This window comes from Streptomyces vinaceus, assembly GCF_008704935.1.
Lineage (GTDB): Bacteria > Actinomycetota > Actinomycetes > Streptomycetales > Streptomycetaceae > Streptomyces > Streptomyces vinaceus.
In genome coordinates this window covers 7,066,278-7,081,816 of the sequence record NZ_CP023692.1, presented here as the reverse complement: position 1 = coordinate 7,081,816, position 15,539 = coordinate 7,066,278, and the positions used below count along the sequence as shown (strand labels likewise).

Annotated in this window: 14 protein-coding genes; 8 read left to right on the top strand and 6 right to left on the bottom strand. The window is 72.9% G+C overall.

The window, feature by feature from the left end:
• Positions 1-110: 110 nt before the first annotated feature.
• Complete coding sequence (locus tag CP980_RS31885) at positions 111-611, top strand: VOC family protein (RefSeq protein ID WP_099888055.1); 501 nt, start codon at positions 111-113, stop codon at positions 609-611.
• Positions 612-638: 27 nt separating this feature from the next.
• Here the strand turns inward: CP980_RS31885 and CP980_RS36450 are convergent, their stop codons facing one another.
• Positions 639-1,073: a helix-turn-helix domain-containing protein gene (locus tag CP980_RS36450; protein WP_167535911.1), complete on the bottom strand. Its 435-nt coding sequence runs from the start codon at positions 1,071-1,073 to the stop codon at positions 639-641.
• The gene (locus tag CP980_RS36075; RefSeq protein ID WP_150529720.1) at positions 965-1,684 is read right to left on the bottom strand and encodes an AraC family transcriptional regulator; all 720 of its coding nucleotides are present in this window, start codon (positions 1,682-1,684) and stop codon (positions 965-967) included. Before CP980_RS36075 ends, CP980_RS36450 begins: the two co-directional genes overlap by 109 nt.
• Positions 1,685-1,878: 194 nt before the next feature.
• Here CP980_RS36075 and CP980_RS31870 point away from each other — a divergent pair, with 194 nt between their 5' ends.
• Positions 1,879-2,658, top strand: a complete 780-nt coding sequence (locus tag CP980_RS31870; RefSeq protein ID WP_150529719.1) for a type 1 glutamine amidotransferase domain-containing protein — start codon at positions 1,879-1,881, stop codon at positions 2,656-2,658.
• A 231-nt stretch (positions 2,659-2,889) separates the two neighbouring features.
• Positions 2,890-3,552 (top strand): deoxynucleoside kinase, encoded by a 663-nt coding sequence (locus CP980_RS31865; RefSeq protein ID WP_099888058.1) that lies wholly within the window; start codon positions 2,890-2,892, stop codon positions 3,550-3,552.
• Positions 3,553-3,559: 7 nt separating this feature from the next.
• On the opposite strand, the gene CP980_RS31860 is transcribed toward CP980_RS31865, so the two are convergent.
• A complete protein-coding gene (locus CP980_RS31860; RefSeq protein WP_150529718.1) occupies positions 3,560-4,324 on the bottom strand; it encodes an SDR family oxidoreductase in 765 nt (254 codons plus the stop codon).
• A gap of 127 nt (positions 4,325-4,451) precedes the next feature.
• On the opposite strand from CP980_RS31860, the gene CP980_RS31855 reads away from it, so the two are divergent.
• Together CP980_RS31855 and CP980_RS31850 are read left to right on the top strand one after the other, a co-directional pair.
• Positions 4,452-5,264 (top strand): helix-turn-helix transcriptional regulator, encoded by an 813-nt coding sequence (locus CP980_RS31855; RefSeq protein WP_150529717.1) that lies wholly within the window; start codon positions 4,452-4,454, stop codon positions 5,262-5,264.
• 234 nt (positions 5,265-5,498) lie between these two features.
• Complete coding sequence (locus CP980_RS31850) at positions 5,499-7,058, top strand: MFS transporter (protein WP_150529716.1); 1,560 nt, start codon at positions 5,499-5,501, stop codon at positions 7,056-7,058.
• A 15-nt stretch (positions 7,059-7,073) separates the two neighbouring features.
• On the opposite strand, the gene CP980_RS31845 is transcribed toward CP980_RS31850, so the two are convergent.
• The gene (locus CP980_RS31845) at positions 7,074-7,994 is read right to left on the bottom strand and encodes an aminoglycoside phosphotransferase family protein (RefSeq protein ID WP_150529715.1); all 921 of its coding nucleotides are present in this window, start codon (positions 7,992-7,994) and stop codon (positions 7,074-7,076) included.
• A gap of 263 nt (positions 7,995-8,257) precedes the next feature.
• On the opposite strand from CP980_RS31845, the gene rph reads away from it, so the two are divergent.
• Positions 8,258-10,861, top strand: coding sequence for a rifamycin-inactivating phosphotransferase (gene rph / locus CP980_RS31840; RefSeq protein ID WP_150529714.1), 2,604 nt, complete (start codon positions 8,258-8,260; stop codon positions 10,859-10,861).
• 547 nt (positions 10,862-11,408) lie between these two features.
• On the opposite strand, the gene CP980_RS31835 is transcribed toward rph, so the two are convergent.
• Entirely contained in the window at positions 11,409-11,822 is a 414-nt protein-coding gene (locus tag CP980_RS31835; RefSeq protein ID WP_150529713.1) for a VOC family protein, read from the bottom strand.
• 238 nt (positions 11,823-12,060) lie between these two features.
• Between CP980_RS31835 and CP980_RS31830 the strand changes: the two genes are divergently transcribed.
• On the top strand, positions 12,061-13,482 hold the full coding sequence (locus CP980_RS31830) for a beta-propeller fold lactonase family protein (RefSeq protein WP_167535910.1): 1,422 nt from the start codon (positions 12,061-12,063) through the stop codon (positions 13,480-13,482).
• Positions 13,483-13,518: 36 nt separating this feature from the next.
• Positions 13,519-14,499, top strand: coding sequence for an SDR family oxidoreductase (locus CP980_RS31825; protein WP_150529711.1), 981 nt, complete (start codon positions 13,519-13,521; stop codon positions 14,497-14,499).
• On the opposite strand, the gene CP980_RS31820 is transcribed toward CP980_RS31825, so the two are convergent.
• A complete protein-coding gene (locus tag CP980_RS31820) occupies positions 14,490-15,524 on the bottom strand; it encodes a helix-turn-helix transcriptional regulator (protein WP_150529710.1) in 1,035 nt (344 codons plus the stop codon). The two genes, CP980_RS31825 and CP980_RS31820, sit on opposite strands and share 10 nt — an antisense overlap.
• Positions 15,525-15,539 lie beyond the last annotated feature (15 nt).

Here is a 15,539-nt window from a genome sequence, read left to right as displayed (position 1 = left end):
GGAGCGCCGGAACCCGAAGGGGGAGGCTTCCGCGCCAGTAGTTCGAATTTGAACGTTATGCTGGAGGTGTCTACATCGAGCCAGACCATTCGAGCCACCGGGAGCGCCGCATGTCCGTCCGCCGCCTGAACCACGCCGTGCTCTGGATCCGCGATGTCGAACGCTCCGCGGCGTTCTACACCGACGTCTTCGGATTCCAGGTCGACCACCTGATCGCCGGCCGCGCCGCCTTCCTGAGCGCCCCCGGCAGCCTCAACGACCACGACCTCGGCCTGTTCGCGATCGGCGCCGACGCGCCCGGTCCCGAGCAGGGCCGGGTCGGCCTCTACCACCTGGCCTGGGAGGTGGGCACGCTCGGCGAGCTGGCCGAGCTCGGGAACAAGCTCACCGAACGCGGCGCGCTGGTCGGCGCGAGCGACCACGTGGTCTCGAAGTCCTTCTACGCCAAGGACCCGGACGGCAACGAGTTCGAGGTGATGTGGCGCGTCCCCCGCGAGGACTGGCCCGCCGAGGGCTCCGACACGCGCCCGGGCCCGCTCGACCTGCCGGCCGCGATAGCGCGCTGGGGCGCGGACCTGGCGACGGGTTCGGCGGCGGGCTCCGCCAGCTGAGGGATCCGGAAGCCCGCCCGGCGCCGCTCACCGACGCGTCGGGCGCTTCGCTTCCCGGCGGTACGTCCCGGGGGTGACGCCCTCCCAGCGGGTGAACGCGCGGACCAGGGCGGTGGCTCCGCTCAGGCCGACGAGGGGGGCCATCCGGTCGAGCGGCAGGTCCGTGGTCTCCAGCAGCCGGCGGGCCCGGCGGTGGCGGGCACCGTCGAGGAGGGCGCGCCAGGAGGTGCCCTCCTCCTGGAGGGCCCGGCGCAGGGTGCGGGGGCTGAGGTGGAGGCCCCGGCACGCGTCGGCGGGGCCGGCGGCGTCGAGCGGGGCGTGGTCCAGCCATTGCCGGACCCGGTCCGCGAGGCTCACGGACTCCGACAGCTCGCGCAGCAGCCGGTCGGCGTAGGCCCGGTGCAGGGCGCCGAGTTCGGGGTCGTGCGGGGCGCGGCGCCGGTCGAGGTCGCGGTTGCCCACGATGAGCGCGTTCTCGGGGCGCCGAAGGCGACGGGGCAGCCGAGGATCCGGCCGTACGGTTCGGCGGAGCCGGTACGGGCGTGGGTGAAGGACACCGACCGCGGGGCCCAGCCGTCCCCGGCGATCCAGCGGGCGGCCCGCACCATGCCGGTGACGACCGCCTCGACCTGCTGCGGGTGCATGGCGGCCGGGTCGACGGTCGGCCGATAGCCGATCCGGGTCGTCCCGGCCCCTCGGTGCACGGTGACCGTGCCGGCCTGGCTGACCAGGGGGTGGTAGCGGACCGCCGCTTCGGCGGCCTCCGCCAGGCTCGCGCAGGTGAGGACCACGTGGCCGAGGACGTGCAGGCTGCCCGGCTTGATCGCGTCCCCGACGCGGAGCCCGGCGTGCGGGTCGCCCCCGCCGGCGCCTGACGCGCCGTCGGCGCCGCCGATCACCGAGTCCCACAGGGCGCGTACCTCGGTGAACGGGAGCCGGTCCAGGGGCGAGCCCCAGGCGCCGGGTCCGGCGGTGCCGTCGGCCCCGCCCTCGGCGCCGGGGGCGTCCGCTCCGGCGTTCAGGACGGCGCGCGCGTAGGACGCGGCGACGGTGGACGGCTCGATGCTGGGCATGGCGGCCAGTCAAGGCCGGGCCGCGGCCCCCAGTCAACCGGCGGCGGTGGCCCGGGAGTCAACGAGGTGGCCGCCGGGGTCAATGACCGGGCTCGCCCGGGCCCTTAGTGTCGGGCTGCCCGTTGCGGCGGGGCGGGACGCCTGCGCGCCGGCGCGCGGCAGTCCGCCCCGTGCGCACCCGAAGGAGCACCCCTTTGATCGTCTTCCTGCTGCCCTCGTCCGGCTACGACCCGACCGAGGCGGCCGTGCCCTGGGCCGCGCTGCGGGACGCGGGATACGACGTACGGTTCGCGACGCCCGACGGGCGCGTCGCTCTCGCCGACCGCCGGCTGACCGAGACCGGCTTCTCCTGGCTCTCCCCGTGGCTGATGACCCGGCGCGCCGGGCTGGCGGCCTACGGGCGGCTGACCGAGGACCCCCGGTTCCGGGCCCCGCTGTCCTACGCCAAGGTGGATCCGGCGTGCCTGACGGGGCTGTTCGTACCCGGCGGCCACGCCCAGGGGATGCGCACGCTGCTGGAGGACCCGGCCGCGCAGCGGCTGTTCGCCCGGGTCTTCCTACTGGGTCTGCCGGTGGGAGCGGTGTGCCACGGCGTACTGCTGGCCGCGCGGGCCAAGGACCCGACGACCGGGCGCTCCGTGCTGTACGGGCGGCGGACCACGGCCCTGACCTCGCTGCTGGAACTCACGGCCTGGAACCTGACCCGCATGTGGCTGGGCCGCTACTACCGCACCTACGCGACCACCGTCCAGGCGGAGGTCACCGCGGCCCTCGCCGACCCGGCCCACTTCCTGGCCGGTCCTGCGCTGCCGGTCAGGGACACGGCGGCGCGCCCCGGCCGCGGGTTCACCGTACGGGACGGCAACTACGTCTCCGCCCGCTGGCCGGGCGACTGCCACCGCCTGGCGGCGGACTACCTCGCGCTGGTCCGCTCGTACCGGCACGCCCCGGAACGTGGGGGCGGCCGGCCCTGAGGCCGGGCCGGCTCTGGCCGGGACCGAGTGAATCTTCATTTAAGATTCAGGGCGGCCTCTCGGCTGCGGTTCGCCCCTGTTCACGGCGGCCGCGGAACGGTCCGGACGGGGCCACACGACGCTGATCATGAAGATCCCGGGGAATCGCGTGAGCGCCGGCGTGCGTCTTCGCGTTGTGGGTCGCCGGCCCACCCGCCCACGAACAGAAGATCCCCAGGGGAGAAGTGAGGTATGCCAGTGATCTGCGTCGGAGGCATGATCGGAATCGGCAAGACGAGCGTGGCCGAGCTGCTCGCCAAGGAGCTGGGCAGCGAGGTCTTCTACGAGAGCGTCGAAGACAATCCGATCCTCCCGCTCTTCTACACGGCGAGCCCCGAGGAGATCCAGGCCAAGCGCTACCCCTTCCTGCTCCAGCTGTACTTCCTGCAGACGCGGTTCGCCGCGATCAAGGAGGCGTACAAGCAGGGGGACAACGTCCTCGACCGGTCCATCTACGAGGACTGGTACTTCGCCAAGGTCAACCACGACCTGGGCCGGATCAGCTCCCTCGAAATGCAGGTGTACGAGGGGCTGCTCAGCGAGATGATGCGCGAGATCGACGGCCTGCCGTACCGCAAGGCACCCGACCTCATGGTCTACCTCAAGGCCGACTTCGAGACGGTGCTGCACCGCATCGGACTGCGGGGCCGCAACTTCGAACAGGACGAGAGCCTCGTCGAGTACTACCGGACGCTGTGGTCCGGCTACGACGACTGGGTGCACAAGCACTACTCGGCCAGCGAGGTCCTCGTCATCGACATGAACCGCACCGACGTGGTGCACAACCCCGAGGACGCGGCCCGCGTGGCCCAGGAGGTCAAGGACGCCCTGGCGGCGGTCGCGCACCGCGCCTGAGCCCCGGTCAGCTCTGGGCGGTCGGCCGGACCACGATCTCGTTCACGTCCACGTCCGCCGGCTGCTCGATCGCGTAGGCGACTGCCTGGGCCACCGCCGCGGGCTCGATGCCGACCTCGTCCCGCATGCGCGTGATGTCGCCGCGGACCCGGTCGTTGCTCGACGCCTCGGCGAAGTCGGTGGAGATCAGGCCGGGCGAGACCGTCGTCACCCGCAGGGCCGGCCCCGCCTCTTGGCGCAGGCCCTCGCAGATGGCCCGTACGGCGACCTTCGTGCCGGCGTACACGGCCATCGCCGGGACGACCCGGTACGCGGCCGTGGACGCCGTGGTGACGAAGTGGCCGCCGCCCTGGGCGCGGAACACGGGCAGGGCAGCGCCGATGCCGTGCAGCACGCCCTTGATGTTGACGTCGACCATGTGGTCCCACTCGTCGGTGCGCAGATCGTCCAGCGGCGAGATCGTGCCCACCCCGGCGTTTCCGACGAGCACGTCCAGTCGCCCGAAGCGCTCGACCGCGTGGGCGACCAGCGCCCGGAGGTCGTCGATCCGGGTCACGTCCGTACGGAGGTGGACCGCCTCACCACCCGCATCCTCGATCCGCGCGGTCAGCTCCGCGAGGCGCTCGGTGCGGCGTGCGCCCAGCACGAGGCGGGCGCCGCGTTCGGCGAGCAGCAGTGCGGTCGCTTCCCCGATCCCGCTGCTCGCCCCGGTGATGGCCACGACCTTGCCCGTGATGCCCGACGTGACGGGTCCTTGCGTGCTGTTGCCCATGTCCTCGTTCCGCCCTCTCATGACGTTCGCCCCGGCCCCCCTGTCGACGGCCGGCCATGGCCAGTGTGCGAGAGGCTTAGCCTGGTATCCAGAGCCGACTTATTCTGGAATCAGGGGTGGTAGTGCCATGTCGGAGAGCGACCTGTCCGACGCCGTGGAGCGGCGCCGCGAGCTCGCGGCCTTCCTGCGCAGCCGCCGCGAGCGCATCACCCCGCGCGAGGCCGGTCTGCCGTCGACGGGCCGTCGTCGCACCCCCGGGCTGCGGCGCGAGGAGCTGGCGCTGCTCGCCGGGATGAGCGCCACCTGGTACACGTACCTGGAGCAGGGCCGCGACATCCGTGTCTCGGACCAGGTCCTGGACGCCCTCGCCGTCGCCCTCCGCCTCGACGAGCACGAGCGCGGCCACCTCTTCCGGCTCGCCGGACGCGCCCCGGCCGCCGGGGAGCCGCGCCCCGAGCCCATCGACCCGGAGGTGGCCGCCGTACCGCTGCTGCTCCCGTCGCATCCGGCGTTCGTGATCGACGGCGCGTACGAGGTGCTGAGCCACAACCCGGCCACCGAAAGGGTGTTCCCCGGCCTCGTCACCGCCGGCGGCCGCCCGCCGAACTTCGCACGCTGGACGTTCCTGGAACCGCGGGCCCGGGAGGTCCTGGTGGACTGGGAGGCGGAGGCGCGGGGGCTGCTCGCGCGGTTGCGCACCCTGGCCGGCGCCCGCCCCGGCGATCCGCGCTTCGGCCGGCTGGTGGACGAACTGCACCAAGGCAGCCCCGAAGTGCGGCAATGGTGGCCGCGGTTCGAGGTCGAGCCACGCGGGGGCGGGCACAAGCGGCTCCGGTCGCCGGACGGGGGCGTGGTCACGTACGCCTACACGGCGTTCCACGTCGCGGGGCGGCCGGAGCAGACCCTCGTCGTCTACGCGGCGTCGAACGACCCGGCCTGACGGCTTCGGACCCGGACCGGGGTGTGGGGCGGCAGGTGGAAGCCCACCTCCGCGCCGCCGCCCTCGGCCGCACGGGCGAACACCGTGCCGCGCTCACCTGTGCCGTGCCCACTCCGCGTCTGTCGTGCCGGTCGGTGGGCACCACCTCGCGGGGTGTCCTGCACGGCTGCGGAAGAGCGGCGGCAAAACCGTGTAAGAAGGAAGGGGCGGACCGAATCTGCCGGAAGGAAACCCGTGACGCGGCGACAGCGGTTCAAGGGCGAGCGTCACCGTTGGTGGGTCCTGGGCGTGATGACCTGCGCCTCGTCGATGGTCGCCATCGACGCCCTGGTGGTACTGGTCGCGCTCCCCACCATCCAGCGGAGCCTGGACGCCTCGACCACCGGACTGCAGTGGGTCATCAACGCCTATCTGCTCAGTTTCGCCTGCATGAGCCCGATCGGCGGACGCATCGGCGACGCCTTCGGCCACGAACGCGCCTTCCGCTTCGGCACCGCCCTGTTCGTCCTGGCCTCGGTCGCGGCGGGCCTGGCCCAGACGGAGGCCTGGCTCATCGCCGCGCGCGCGGCCCAGGGGGCCGGTGCGGCGATCCTGCGGCCCGCCTCCCAGGTGCTCATCATCAAGGAGTTCGGACGCCGCGAGCGGGGCCAGGCCATGGGCATCTCCTCCAGCATCGCCACCCTCCTGTACGGAACGGCTCCGCTGATCGGCGGCGTACTGACGACGGCGTTCTCCTGGCGCGCGATCTTCTTCGTCAATCCGCCCCTGGGCATCGGCGCACTGGTCCTCGCGCGCTTCCTGCTCGCGCGCGAGCCACGTCGGCGCGAACCCGTGGACTGGAGGAGCGCCCCCCTGCTGATCGGCGCCCTGGTCTGCCTGGTCCTCCCCCTCATGCAGGCCCGGTACTGGGGATGGGACTCGGCAGCCGTCATCTCGCTCCTCGCCACCGGAGCCGTCCTGATGACGCTCCTGGTGCTGCGCGAGCGGCGACGTCCGGATCCGCTCATGCACTTCGAGCTGTTCGAGAACAGGGAGTTCGCGGTGGGGGCCGGCGTCATCTCCTCGGTGCGTTTCGCGTTCGTCGGCTTCGCGGTGTTCGGAGTCGTCTGGCTCCAGGACGTCGTGGGGATGTCGCCCTTCGAGGCCGGTATCGCCGTACTGCCCCTCACGCTCCCCACGGTGGTGTTCGCGCCGCTCGGGGGAAGGCTGTACGACCGGCTGGGGCCGCGCGTTCCGCTGGGAGCCGGGATGGTCCTGTGCGTGGGGGCCCTGCTGTGTTCGGCGGTGGAACTGCACCGCCAGCACTACGGCTGGCTGGTGCCCTTCTACTGCGCCATGGGCATCGGAATGGGGCTCTGCGTCAGCCCGGCCTGGATCACCGCGCTCAACAACACCTCCATGCGGATGCGCGGCAACGCGGCCGGTGTGCTCCAGACCGCGCGGGAGATCAGCGCGGCGCTGGGTCTGGCGGTGATGGGCGCGATCGTGGCGCACCTCCAGGGCGGGCGGCTGAGCCGGATCCTGCACGAGGACGGCCGTATCGCCTCCGACCGCTTCGACCGGGTGGAGCGGTCCATCGGGAAGGCGGTGGCGGCGACGCAGCAGGGCTCGCCGCTGCCCGCCGGGATCCCCGCGGATCTGGTCCCGGCGCTCAAGTCCGCGGTCACCGGCGCCGTCTCGGCCGCGTTCTACGTCGGTGCGGCGGTGATGGTCGTGGCGGCCGCGGCCGTCGTCCTCCTCCCCGGGAAGGCCGAGTTCTCCGAGCCGGGCGGCGGCCGCGACGAGCCCGCCTGAGCGAGGGGGCGCCGCTCACCGGCGCCGGACCGACGCGGTGAGGCGGCGGAGTGCGGCCTGGGCGGGCGGGCCCCAGGTGGGCTTGCCCCCGGGGTGGCCCTGAACGCCGGCGTGTCCGATGTGGATGCCGGCGAGGGCGCGCAGCACGGCCCAGCCGCGGGCCCGGCGCAGGGTCGCCGCGTCGGGGGTCGGCCGGTAGGCCCGGTGGAAGTGGTCGACGGCGCCGTCCGGCAGCAGGATCCAGGCGGCGGCGAGGTCACAGGCGGGGTCGCCGGCGAACAGGTCTCCGAAGTCGATCACGCCGCAGAAGGTGCCGTTCGCGGTCAGGATGTTGGCCGGATGCAGGTCTCCGTGGAGCCACAGGCGCGGTCCCGCCCAGTCCGGCGCGGCGGCGGCGTCCTCCCAGACCGCGCGGACGGCGTCCGGGTCGCGGATCAGGCCGAGTTCGGTGGCGGAGGCGAGCCCGAGCGTGAAGCGTTCGCTCTGGTCGGGCAGCGGTCCCCCGCGGTCCCGGCCTTCGGGTGCCCCCTCGGGGGCGGGCCGGTGAAAAGCCGTCAGGAAGGCGGCCAGGGTGACGGCCGCGTCCGTGGGGTGCGTCGCGGGCGCTCGGTCGGCGGGCTCGCCCGGCACCCACGTGGTGACGAGCCAGGGGCGCGGAAACCGTTCGGAGGGCCGGCCGAGGCGCTGGGGGACGGGGATCCGCAGCGGAAGGCCGGGGGCCAGGACGGGCAGCCAGGCGTGTTCCTTGCGCAGCAGCGCGTCCGCGTCCTGCGTCGCCCAGGGCAGCCGTACGGCGAAGTCGTCGCCGAGCCGCCACACCTGGTTGTCCCAGCCGCGCGCTCCGAGCTCCAAGGGGTGCTCCGCCAGATCGGGGTGCTGCTCGCGCAGCAGGTCCCGGATCAGGTGCTCGGTGATGTCCGTCCCGGTGTCCGTCATGGGGAGCAACCGTAGCCGGGCGGGGGCGCAGCGGTCCGGGAGAAAAGCGGCCGCGGAAAAAGCAAAGGCAAGGAGAGGACTCTCCTTGCCACTCTCAACTTATAGCGCACCAGGGGGCTTGCCACAAGGCCCCCATCACGGCGGAGAATCGGCGACCGATGCCACAACCTGCGGAAATGAGGGCACGACGTGCGTGTGTTGCTGTCGGCGTATGGAAGGAACCCGGGGATGAGGACGGGCGCGGCCGTCTCGGAGGTGTCGCGATGAGCCGGCGGTACGTGGTGGCCCTTCACGAGGTCGGCGAGAATCAGGGCGCTCTCGTCGGCGGCAAGGGCGCGCACCTGGGCGGGCTGTCGCGGATCGAGGGCGTCCGCGTACCGGGGGGCTTCTGCGTGACGACGGACGCGTTCCGGCGGATCCTGGCGCAAGCACCGTCGCTCGACGAGCAGATCGCCGAGCTGTCGCGCGTGGACCCCGGCGACCGGGAGGCGATCCGCGCGCTCAGTGCGCGGATCCGCCGGACCATCGAGGAAACCGCCATCCCCGACGACGTCGCGGCGGCGATCTCGCAGGAGCTGGCCGGGCCCGGTGAGCAGACCGCGTACGCCGTCCGGTCCAGCGCGACGGCGGAGGACCTGCCGACGGCCTCCTTCGCCGGCCAGCAGGACACGTACCTGAACGTCATGGGGGCCGCTGCCGTCCTGCGGGACGTCAGCCGGTGCTGGGCCTCGCTGTTCACCGAGCGGGCCGTCACCTACCGGCAGCGGGCCGGTATCGACCACCGCAGCGTCCACATGGCCGTGGTCGTGCAGCGGATGGTCTTCCCGCAGTCGTCCGGCATCCTGTTCACGGCGGACCCCGTGACCGGCGACCGCAAGGTCGCCACCGTGGACGCCGGCTTCGGGCTCGGCGAGGCCCTGGTCTCCGGCCTGGTGAACCCGGACGTCTTCAAGGTGCGGGACGGCGAGGTCGTGGCCAGGACGATCGCCGTCAAACGGCGTGCCGTGACCCCCCTGCCGGACGGCGGTACGCAGGAGGTCGCGATCGACGCGCGGCGGCAGGAGCTGCCGGCGCTGACGGATGCGCAGGCCGTGCGCCTGGTGGAGCTCGGGCGGCGGATCGAAGCGCACTTCGGCAGCCCGCAGGACATCGAGTGGTGCCTGGTCGACGACGATTTCCGGATCGTGCAGAGCCGGCCGATCACCACGCTGTTCCCCGTCCCGGTCACCGACGACGACGAGAACCACGTCTACGTCTCCGTCGGCCACGGGCAGATGATGACCGACCCCATGAAGCCGCTGGGGTACTCCATGTGGCAGCTGACGGCCATGGTGGCGATGCACGAGGCCGGCGGGCGGCTGTTCGTCGACGTCACCCGGCGCCTGGCCTCGCCCGCGGCCCGGGCCGGACTCCTGGAGGCCATGGGGAAGGGCGATCCGCTGATCAGGGACGCTCTGGAGACCGTCCTCGAACGCGAGGGCTTCGTCCCGTCGCTCCCGGACACGGGGCCCGGCGGGCCGCCGCCCGGCGGCGGTGCGCCCGCCCCGATCGAAACCGATCCGGCCCTCGTCGCCGGGCTGATCGAGCGCAGCGAGGCGTCGATCGCCGCCCTGGAGCGCGACATCAGGAGCAAGAGCGGACCGGCGCTCTTCGACTTCCTGCTGGAGGCCTTCGAGGAGCACAAGCGCGTGCTCAGTGATCCGCTGAGCATTCAGGCGATCATGGCGGGGATGGAGGCCACGTGGTGGCTCAACGACACGCTGTGGGAGTGGCTGGGCGAGAAGAACGCCGCTGACACGCTGACGCTGTCCGCCCCCGACAACATCACGTCCGAGATGGGTCTGGCGCTGCTCGACGTCGCGGACGTGGTCCGCCCGCATCCGGAGGTGGTGGCGTACCTGGAGGGCGCGCGGGACGAGGACTTCCTGGAGGAGCTGGCGAAGGTCCCGGGCGGCGCGGAGGCGCGCGACGCGATCGAGGCGTACCTCGACCGGTACGGCATGCGCTGCGTCGGCGAGATCGACATCACGAGGCCGCGCTGGCGCGAACGCCCGAGCACGCTCGTGCCCGTGATCCTCGACAACGTGCGGAACTTCGAACCGGGCGCGGCCGAACGGCGCTTCGAGCAGGGCCGGCGGAAGGCGCAGGAGAAGGAACGGGACGTGCTGTCCCGCCTGCGCGCGCTGCCGGACGGCGAGCGGAAGGCCGACGAGACCAAGGCGATGATCGACCGGGTCAGAACCTTCATCGGGTACCGCGAGTACCCCAAGTACGGCATCATCAGCCGCTACTTCCTGTACAAGCAGGCCCTGTTGGCGGAGGCCGGGCGCCTGGTCCGGGCGGGTGTGCTCCGTGAGCGGGAGGAGGTCTTCCACCTCACCTTCCAGGAACTGCACGACGTCGTGCGCTCGAACCGGGTGGTCGACCCCCGGCTGATCCGGGAGCGCGAGGAGGCGTTCCGGGCCCACCACGCGCTCACGCCGCCGCGGGTGCTCACCTCGGACGGCGAAGCCCTCACCGGGGCGTACCGGCGCGACGACGTGCCGGCCGGCGCCTTGGCCGGCGTACCGGTCTCCGCCGGGACCGTCGAGGGCAGGGCCCGCGTGATCCTCGACATGGCGGACGCCGATCTCGAAGAGGGCGACATCCTGGTCACGCCCTTCACGGACCCCAGTTGGTCGCCGCTGTTCGTCGCCATCGCGGGCCTCGTGACGGAGGTGGGCGGCCTGATGACGCACGGCGCGGTGATCGCCCGGGAGTACGGTCTGCCGGCCGTCGTGGGCGTGGAGCGGGCCACCCGGCTGATCCGCGACGGCCAACGCATCCGCGTCCACGGAACCGACGGCTACGTCGAACTCCTGCCGTAACCGCGCGCGGCAGCGGCCGCGCCCGTCCCCCACCGGCAGCCGCTCGGGCCCGGCCCGTTCTCCCCCGTCGACGTCGCGCTGGACCCGCAGGCGGCGACGGCCGAGGAGCGGCATCGGGGGCGGCGCAGGCGGGGCGGGGCGGGGGACAATGGGAAGCACGCTGACCGCGGTGCTGCTGAGTACGGTGTTCGCGTGGAGCACGGTGCGCGTCCGCGGCTACGGGTTCGAGCACTGCACTGGGGACGGCCTCGTGCTGCGGCCGCGCCCTCCCGGACCCATCGAGATCCGCGCCACCTGGGAGGGCGGCGGCGCAACGGCGCCCGTCACGGCCGACGTCGCCGGTGAGTCCGAGACCGAGCTCACCGTGCCGGCCGGCACCACGCCGGGCAGCTACGACGTCACCGCCCTCTGCCTGGTCAACTCCAAGCTCTGCTCGGCGCGGCCCTGCCGGCCCTCGCGGGATACGTGTTGCTCAGCCACGGCCACCGCGGCCCGCGCTGCGCCTGCGCGAGCCGATCGAGTTGCTGCCCGGCGACGGCATCAGCTCCTAGGAGTCGCGCTCGGGCCAGACGGGGCCCTGATCGGTCCAGACGACACCCTTGTTGCGGCAGAGGCAGAAGGGGTGGCCAATGGGGTCGGCGTAGATGCGGAAGCCGTAGCCGTCGGATTCGATGCAGTCCCTCAGCAGGGTCGCACCGAGGGCCAGGACGCGGGACTGTTCGGCCTCGATGTCGTCCACTTCGAAGTCCATGTGGAACTGCTTGGGGTGCTCGCTGTCAGGCCACTGCGGGGCGCGGTAGTCCTCCACCTGGATGAAGGCCAGTTCGATCGCGCCGAACTGGATGCCGGCCCAGTGCTCGTTACTGCTCGCCTTGACCGGGCACCCCGTCACCTCGGAGTAGAAGGCCGCCAGCTTCATCGTGTCCGGGCAATCGACAATGAAATCGGTTAGTCGCAACATTCCGCGATCTTGCCACAAGATCAAACGACCGCGTGCAGGCCGGCGGGCGAGGTGTGCGCGGAGCTTGACGACGAGCCGAGCGGCACCGCCGAGCAGCCGGCGCGGAGCCGTTCGGGGTATTCGGGTGGTCCGTATGGTCCCCGTCCGCGCGCGTGGAGCCGGGCCGTGTGTCCTCGCGCTGCCTAGCGTCGGCCGCGCAGAAGATCGTACGTCGGTGTCGCGCGCTGCGGGAGGTTGGATGTCGGGTATCGCGGTCTCGGACACACCAGGGCGGGGGCGGGCGCGGCGAGGTGGGGGCGGGGGCCCGTGGTGGGCGCCGGCCAGGACCGGGTTCGCGGGGCTGGCGCTGCTGGCCGCGGCGGTCGTCCCGAGCGCCTCGGCGACCACGCAGCCGGTCCCCGTGCCGGCCGCCGGAACCTTCGCCTACGTCGCCAACGGCCTCGCGGGCAGCCTGTCGGTCATCGACACCGCCGACAACACCGTCACCTCCACCATCGACGTCGGTGACGACCCCAACGGCGTGGCCGTCAGCCCGGACGGCAGCCGCGTCTTCGTCGCCAACAGGCTGTCGGACACCGTGTCGCTGGTCGTCCCCGCCGCGGAGGCCGCCCTCTCCGTCCCCGTCGGTGACAACCCCGTGGGCGTGGCGGTGAGCCCGGACGGCACGCGCGCCTACGTCACCAACACGATCTCGAACAACATGACGGTGCTCGCCGCCGACGCGATCCCGCCGTCCGTCATCGCCACCGTGCACGTCGGCACCCGGCCCCAGGACGTGGCGATCGCCGTCAACGGCACGCGCGCGTACGTGGCCAACCTCCTCGACGGGACGGTGGCGGTGGTCGACACCACCGACAACACCCTCCTCACCACGGTCCCCGTCGGCCAGCTCCCGCAGGGTGTGGCGGCGAGCCCGGACGGCACCCGCGTGTACGTCACCAACTTCGGCGACGGCACCCTCTCCGTGATCGAGACCGCGAGCAACACCGTCCTGTCCACCGTGCCCCTCGGGAACGGCACGAGCCCCGCCGACGTGGCGGTGAGCCGGGACGGCAGCCGCGCCTACGTGGCCGACTTCGGCTCGGACGACGTATCGGTGATCGATACCGCGGCGAACCCGCCGGCCGTCATCGCCGCCGTCCCCGTAGGGGAGGAACCGCTCGGCGTGGCCCTCACCCCGGACGGCTCCCGGGCGTACGTCACCAGCTCCATGGACAACACCGTCTCCGTGATCGACACCGCCACGCGCACGGTCACCGACACCATCGGCGGCTTCGACATCCCCTTGGGGGTGGCGACGGCGACGAGGGGGGTCGGTGGGGCCCCGACCTCTCTGACGCTGACGGAGGAGCACCGCGGCCACGGCAACGGCCACGGGAGGGACGCATCCGGCGTCCGGGGCGAACGCGGCCCGACCCTCAAGGCCCGGCTGACCGCAGGCGGCCGGCCCTTGGCGGGCCAGAGCATCCTGTTCGCCGGTGACTCGCACGTCTGGTGCACCGAAACGACCGACAGCCGTGGCCGGGCCGCGTGCGTGGTACGCGGCAAACAGGACGACGACGCCTGCTACACCGCCACGTTCCCCGGCGACGGCACGCACGCGCCCGCCACCGCGACCACCTGTACCGAACGGCGGGGTGCGGTGGACGGGAAAAGGTGACGGGTTCTGTCAGGTTTGACGTGAACGATGGATCCCATGGAGAACGAGGACAAGACCGAACAGAACGCGGACCGGACTGGGCGCGACGCTCCGGCGGGCCCGCTCGCCGGCCGGATCGCACTCGTGGCGGGGGCCACGCGCGGTGCGGGGCGGGCCCAGGCCGTCGAGCTGGGCCGGGCGGGAGCGACCGTGTACGTCACCGGGCGCACGACGCGTACCCGTGCCAGTGAAGTCGGCCGGACGACGGAGACGATCGAGGAGACCGCCGAGCTCGTCACCGCGGCCGGTGGCGTCGGCATCGCGGTGCCCACCGACCACCTCGACGAGCAGCAGGTACGGGCCCTCGCCGAGCGGATCGAGCGGGAGCGGGGACGGCTCGACATCCTGATCAACGACCTGTGGGGCGGCGAACACCTCCTGGCGCGCTCGGTGTTCGGGAAGAAGAGCTGGGAGACACCGCTCGCCGACGGCCTGCGGATCCTGGAGCTCGGTGCCCGCTCCCACGTGATCACCGCGGCCCTGCTGCTGCCGCTGCTGATCCGTTCGGACGCGCCCCTGCACGTGGAGGTCACCGACGGCACCGCGCGCTTCAACCGTCGCTACCGGGAGAACATGTACTACGACCTGGCGAAGAACGCCCCGATCCGGCTCGCGTTCGGCCTGGGCCAGGAGCTGGCGGAGTACGGGGGCGCGGCGGTCGCGGTCTCGCCGGGCTTCCTGCGCTCGGAGCAGATGCTCGCCCACTTCGGGGTGAGCGAGGAGAACTGGCGCGACGCCGTCGCGACGGATCCGGCCTTCGCGATCGCGGAGTCCCCGTGGTTCCTGGCCCGCGCGGTCGCGGCGCTGGCCGCCGACCCGGACCGCGCCGAGAAGTGGAACGGCAAGTCCACGTCCAGCAGTGAGCTCGCGAGGACGTACGGGGTGCGGGACGTGGACGGCAGCCGGCCGGACGTCTGGGCGTACTTCGAGGACGTCGTGTACGGCGGGCACGAGGGCTCGGCCGAGGACTACCGCTGATCGTCCGGTTCCATCGCTCCGTAGAGGGCGGCCAGGGCCGCCGCGCGCTCGTGGAAGCGGGCGCGCAGCCTGGCCGGGGCCAGTACCTCGGCGTCCGCGCCGAGCCGGGCCAGCTGGTCGTAGGCGACCTCTTCGGATTCCGCGGGCAGGTCCAGGGTGACCAGCCCGGCGGAGTCCGGGGCCGTCGCGGAGGCCAGCGCGTCCGTGACGGCGGCCCCGTCGACGACGCCGGGCAGGGCACCGAGTCCGCGTGCGGTGAGCCGCACCCGGACGGTGGTGCGCAGCAGCGTGCGGGCGAAGGCGGCGGATCGTTCCTCCCAGTGGGCGGCGAGGTCGAAGGCCGGGTCGCGTACGAAGGGCTCGTCCCGCCCGGGGGCGGGGGCCAGGGCCGTGACGCGGTCGACGCGGTAGGTGCGCCAGCCGCCGTCGAGGTCCGCCCCGCCGGGGACGCGCGCCACGACGTACCAGGTGCCGGCCTTCAGGACGAGTCCGTACGGCTCCACCACCCGGGACACCGGAGCCGGCGTGGCGCCGTCGCGGCCCGGTCGCGCGTAGGAGAGCTCGACGGCCCGGTCGGCCCATACGGCGCGGGCCAGCTCCGGCAGCACGTCCGGGGTGGGCGGCTCGCGGAACCAGGCCGGGGCGTCGAGGTGGAAGCGGCGTTCCGACGACCGGGCGGCCTCGCGCAGGGACGGGAGCAGGGTCGCGGTCAGTTTCAGCCGGGCGGTGTCCGCCGCGGCCGACAGCCCGAGGTCCCGTAGGGCCGACGGCAGCCCCGACAGGAACAGCGTCTCCGCCTCGCTCGGGTTCAAGGTGGTGAGGCGGGTCCGGTAGCCCGGGGCCAGGAAGTAGCCGCCGACCCGGCCGCGCTCGGACCTGACCGGGATGCCGGCGTCCTGCAGGGCCTGGGCGTCGCGGATCACGGTCCGCTCGGACACCTCCAGCTCGCGGGCGAGGGCGGCCGCGGTCAGGCCGGGGCTGGACTGGATGAGGAGGGCCATACGGATCAGGCGGGCGGCGCGCATGCTCCAAGGATCACG

Bases quoted from the DNA above. Each gene is read 5' to 3' on its own strand.
- CP980_RS31885 (WP_099888055.1), top strand. From the start codon at position 111: ATGTCCGTCCGCCGCCTGAACCACGCCGTGCTCTGGATCCGCGATGTC.
- CP980_RS31845 (WP_150529715.1), bottom strand. From the start codon at position 7,994: ATGACGGACACCGGGACGGACATCACCGAGCACCTGATCCGGGACCTG.
- CP980_RS36075 (WP_150529720.1), bottom strand. From the start codon at position 1,684: ATGCCCAGCATCGAGCCGTCCACCGTCGCCGCGTCCTACGCGCGCGCC.
- CP980_RS31855 (WP_150529717.1), top strand. From the start codon at position 4,452: ATGTCGGAGAGCGACCTGTCCGACGCCGTGGAGCGGCGCCGCGAGCTC.
- CP980_RS31860 (WP_150529718.1), bottom strand. From the start codon at position 4,324: ATGGGCAACAGCACGCAAGGACCCGTCACGTCGGGCATCACGGGCAAG.
- rph (WP_150529714.1), top strand. From the start codon at position 8,258: ATGAGCCGGCGGTACGTGGTGGCCCTTCACGAGGTCGGCGAGAATCAG.
- CP980_RS31865 (WP_099888058.1), top strand. From the start codon at position 2,890: ATGCCAGTGATCTGCGTCGGAGGCATGATCGGAATCGGCAAGACGAGC.
- CP980_RS31835 (WP_150529713.1), bottom strand. From the start codon at position 11,822: ATGTTGCGACTAACCGATTTCATTGTCGATTGCCCGGACACGATGAAG.
- CP980_RS31825 (WP_150529711.1), top strand. From the start codon at position 13,519: ATGGAGAACGAGGACAAGACCGAACAGAACGCGGACCGGACTGGGCGC.
- CP980_RS31830 (WP_167535910.1), top strand. From the start codon at position 12,061: ATGTCGGGTATCGCGGTCTCGGACACACCAGGGCGGGGGCGGGCGCGG.
- CP980_RS31820 (WP_150529710.1), bottom strand. From the start codon at position 15,524: ATGCGCGCCGCCCGCCTGATCCGTATGGCCCTCCTCATCCAGTCCAGC.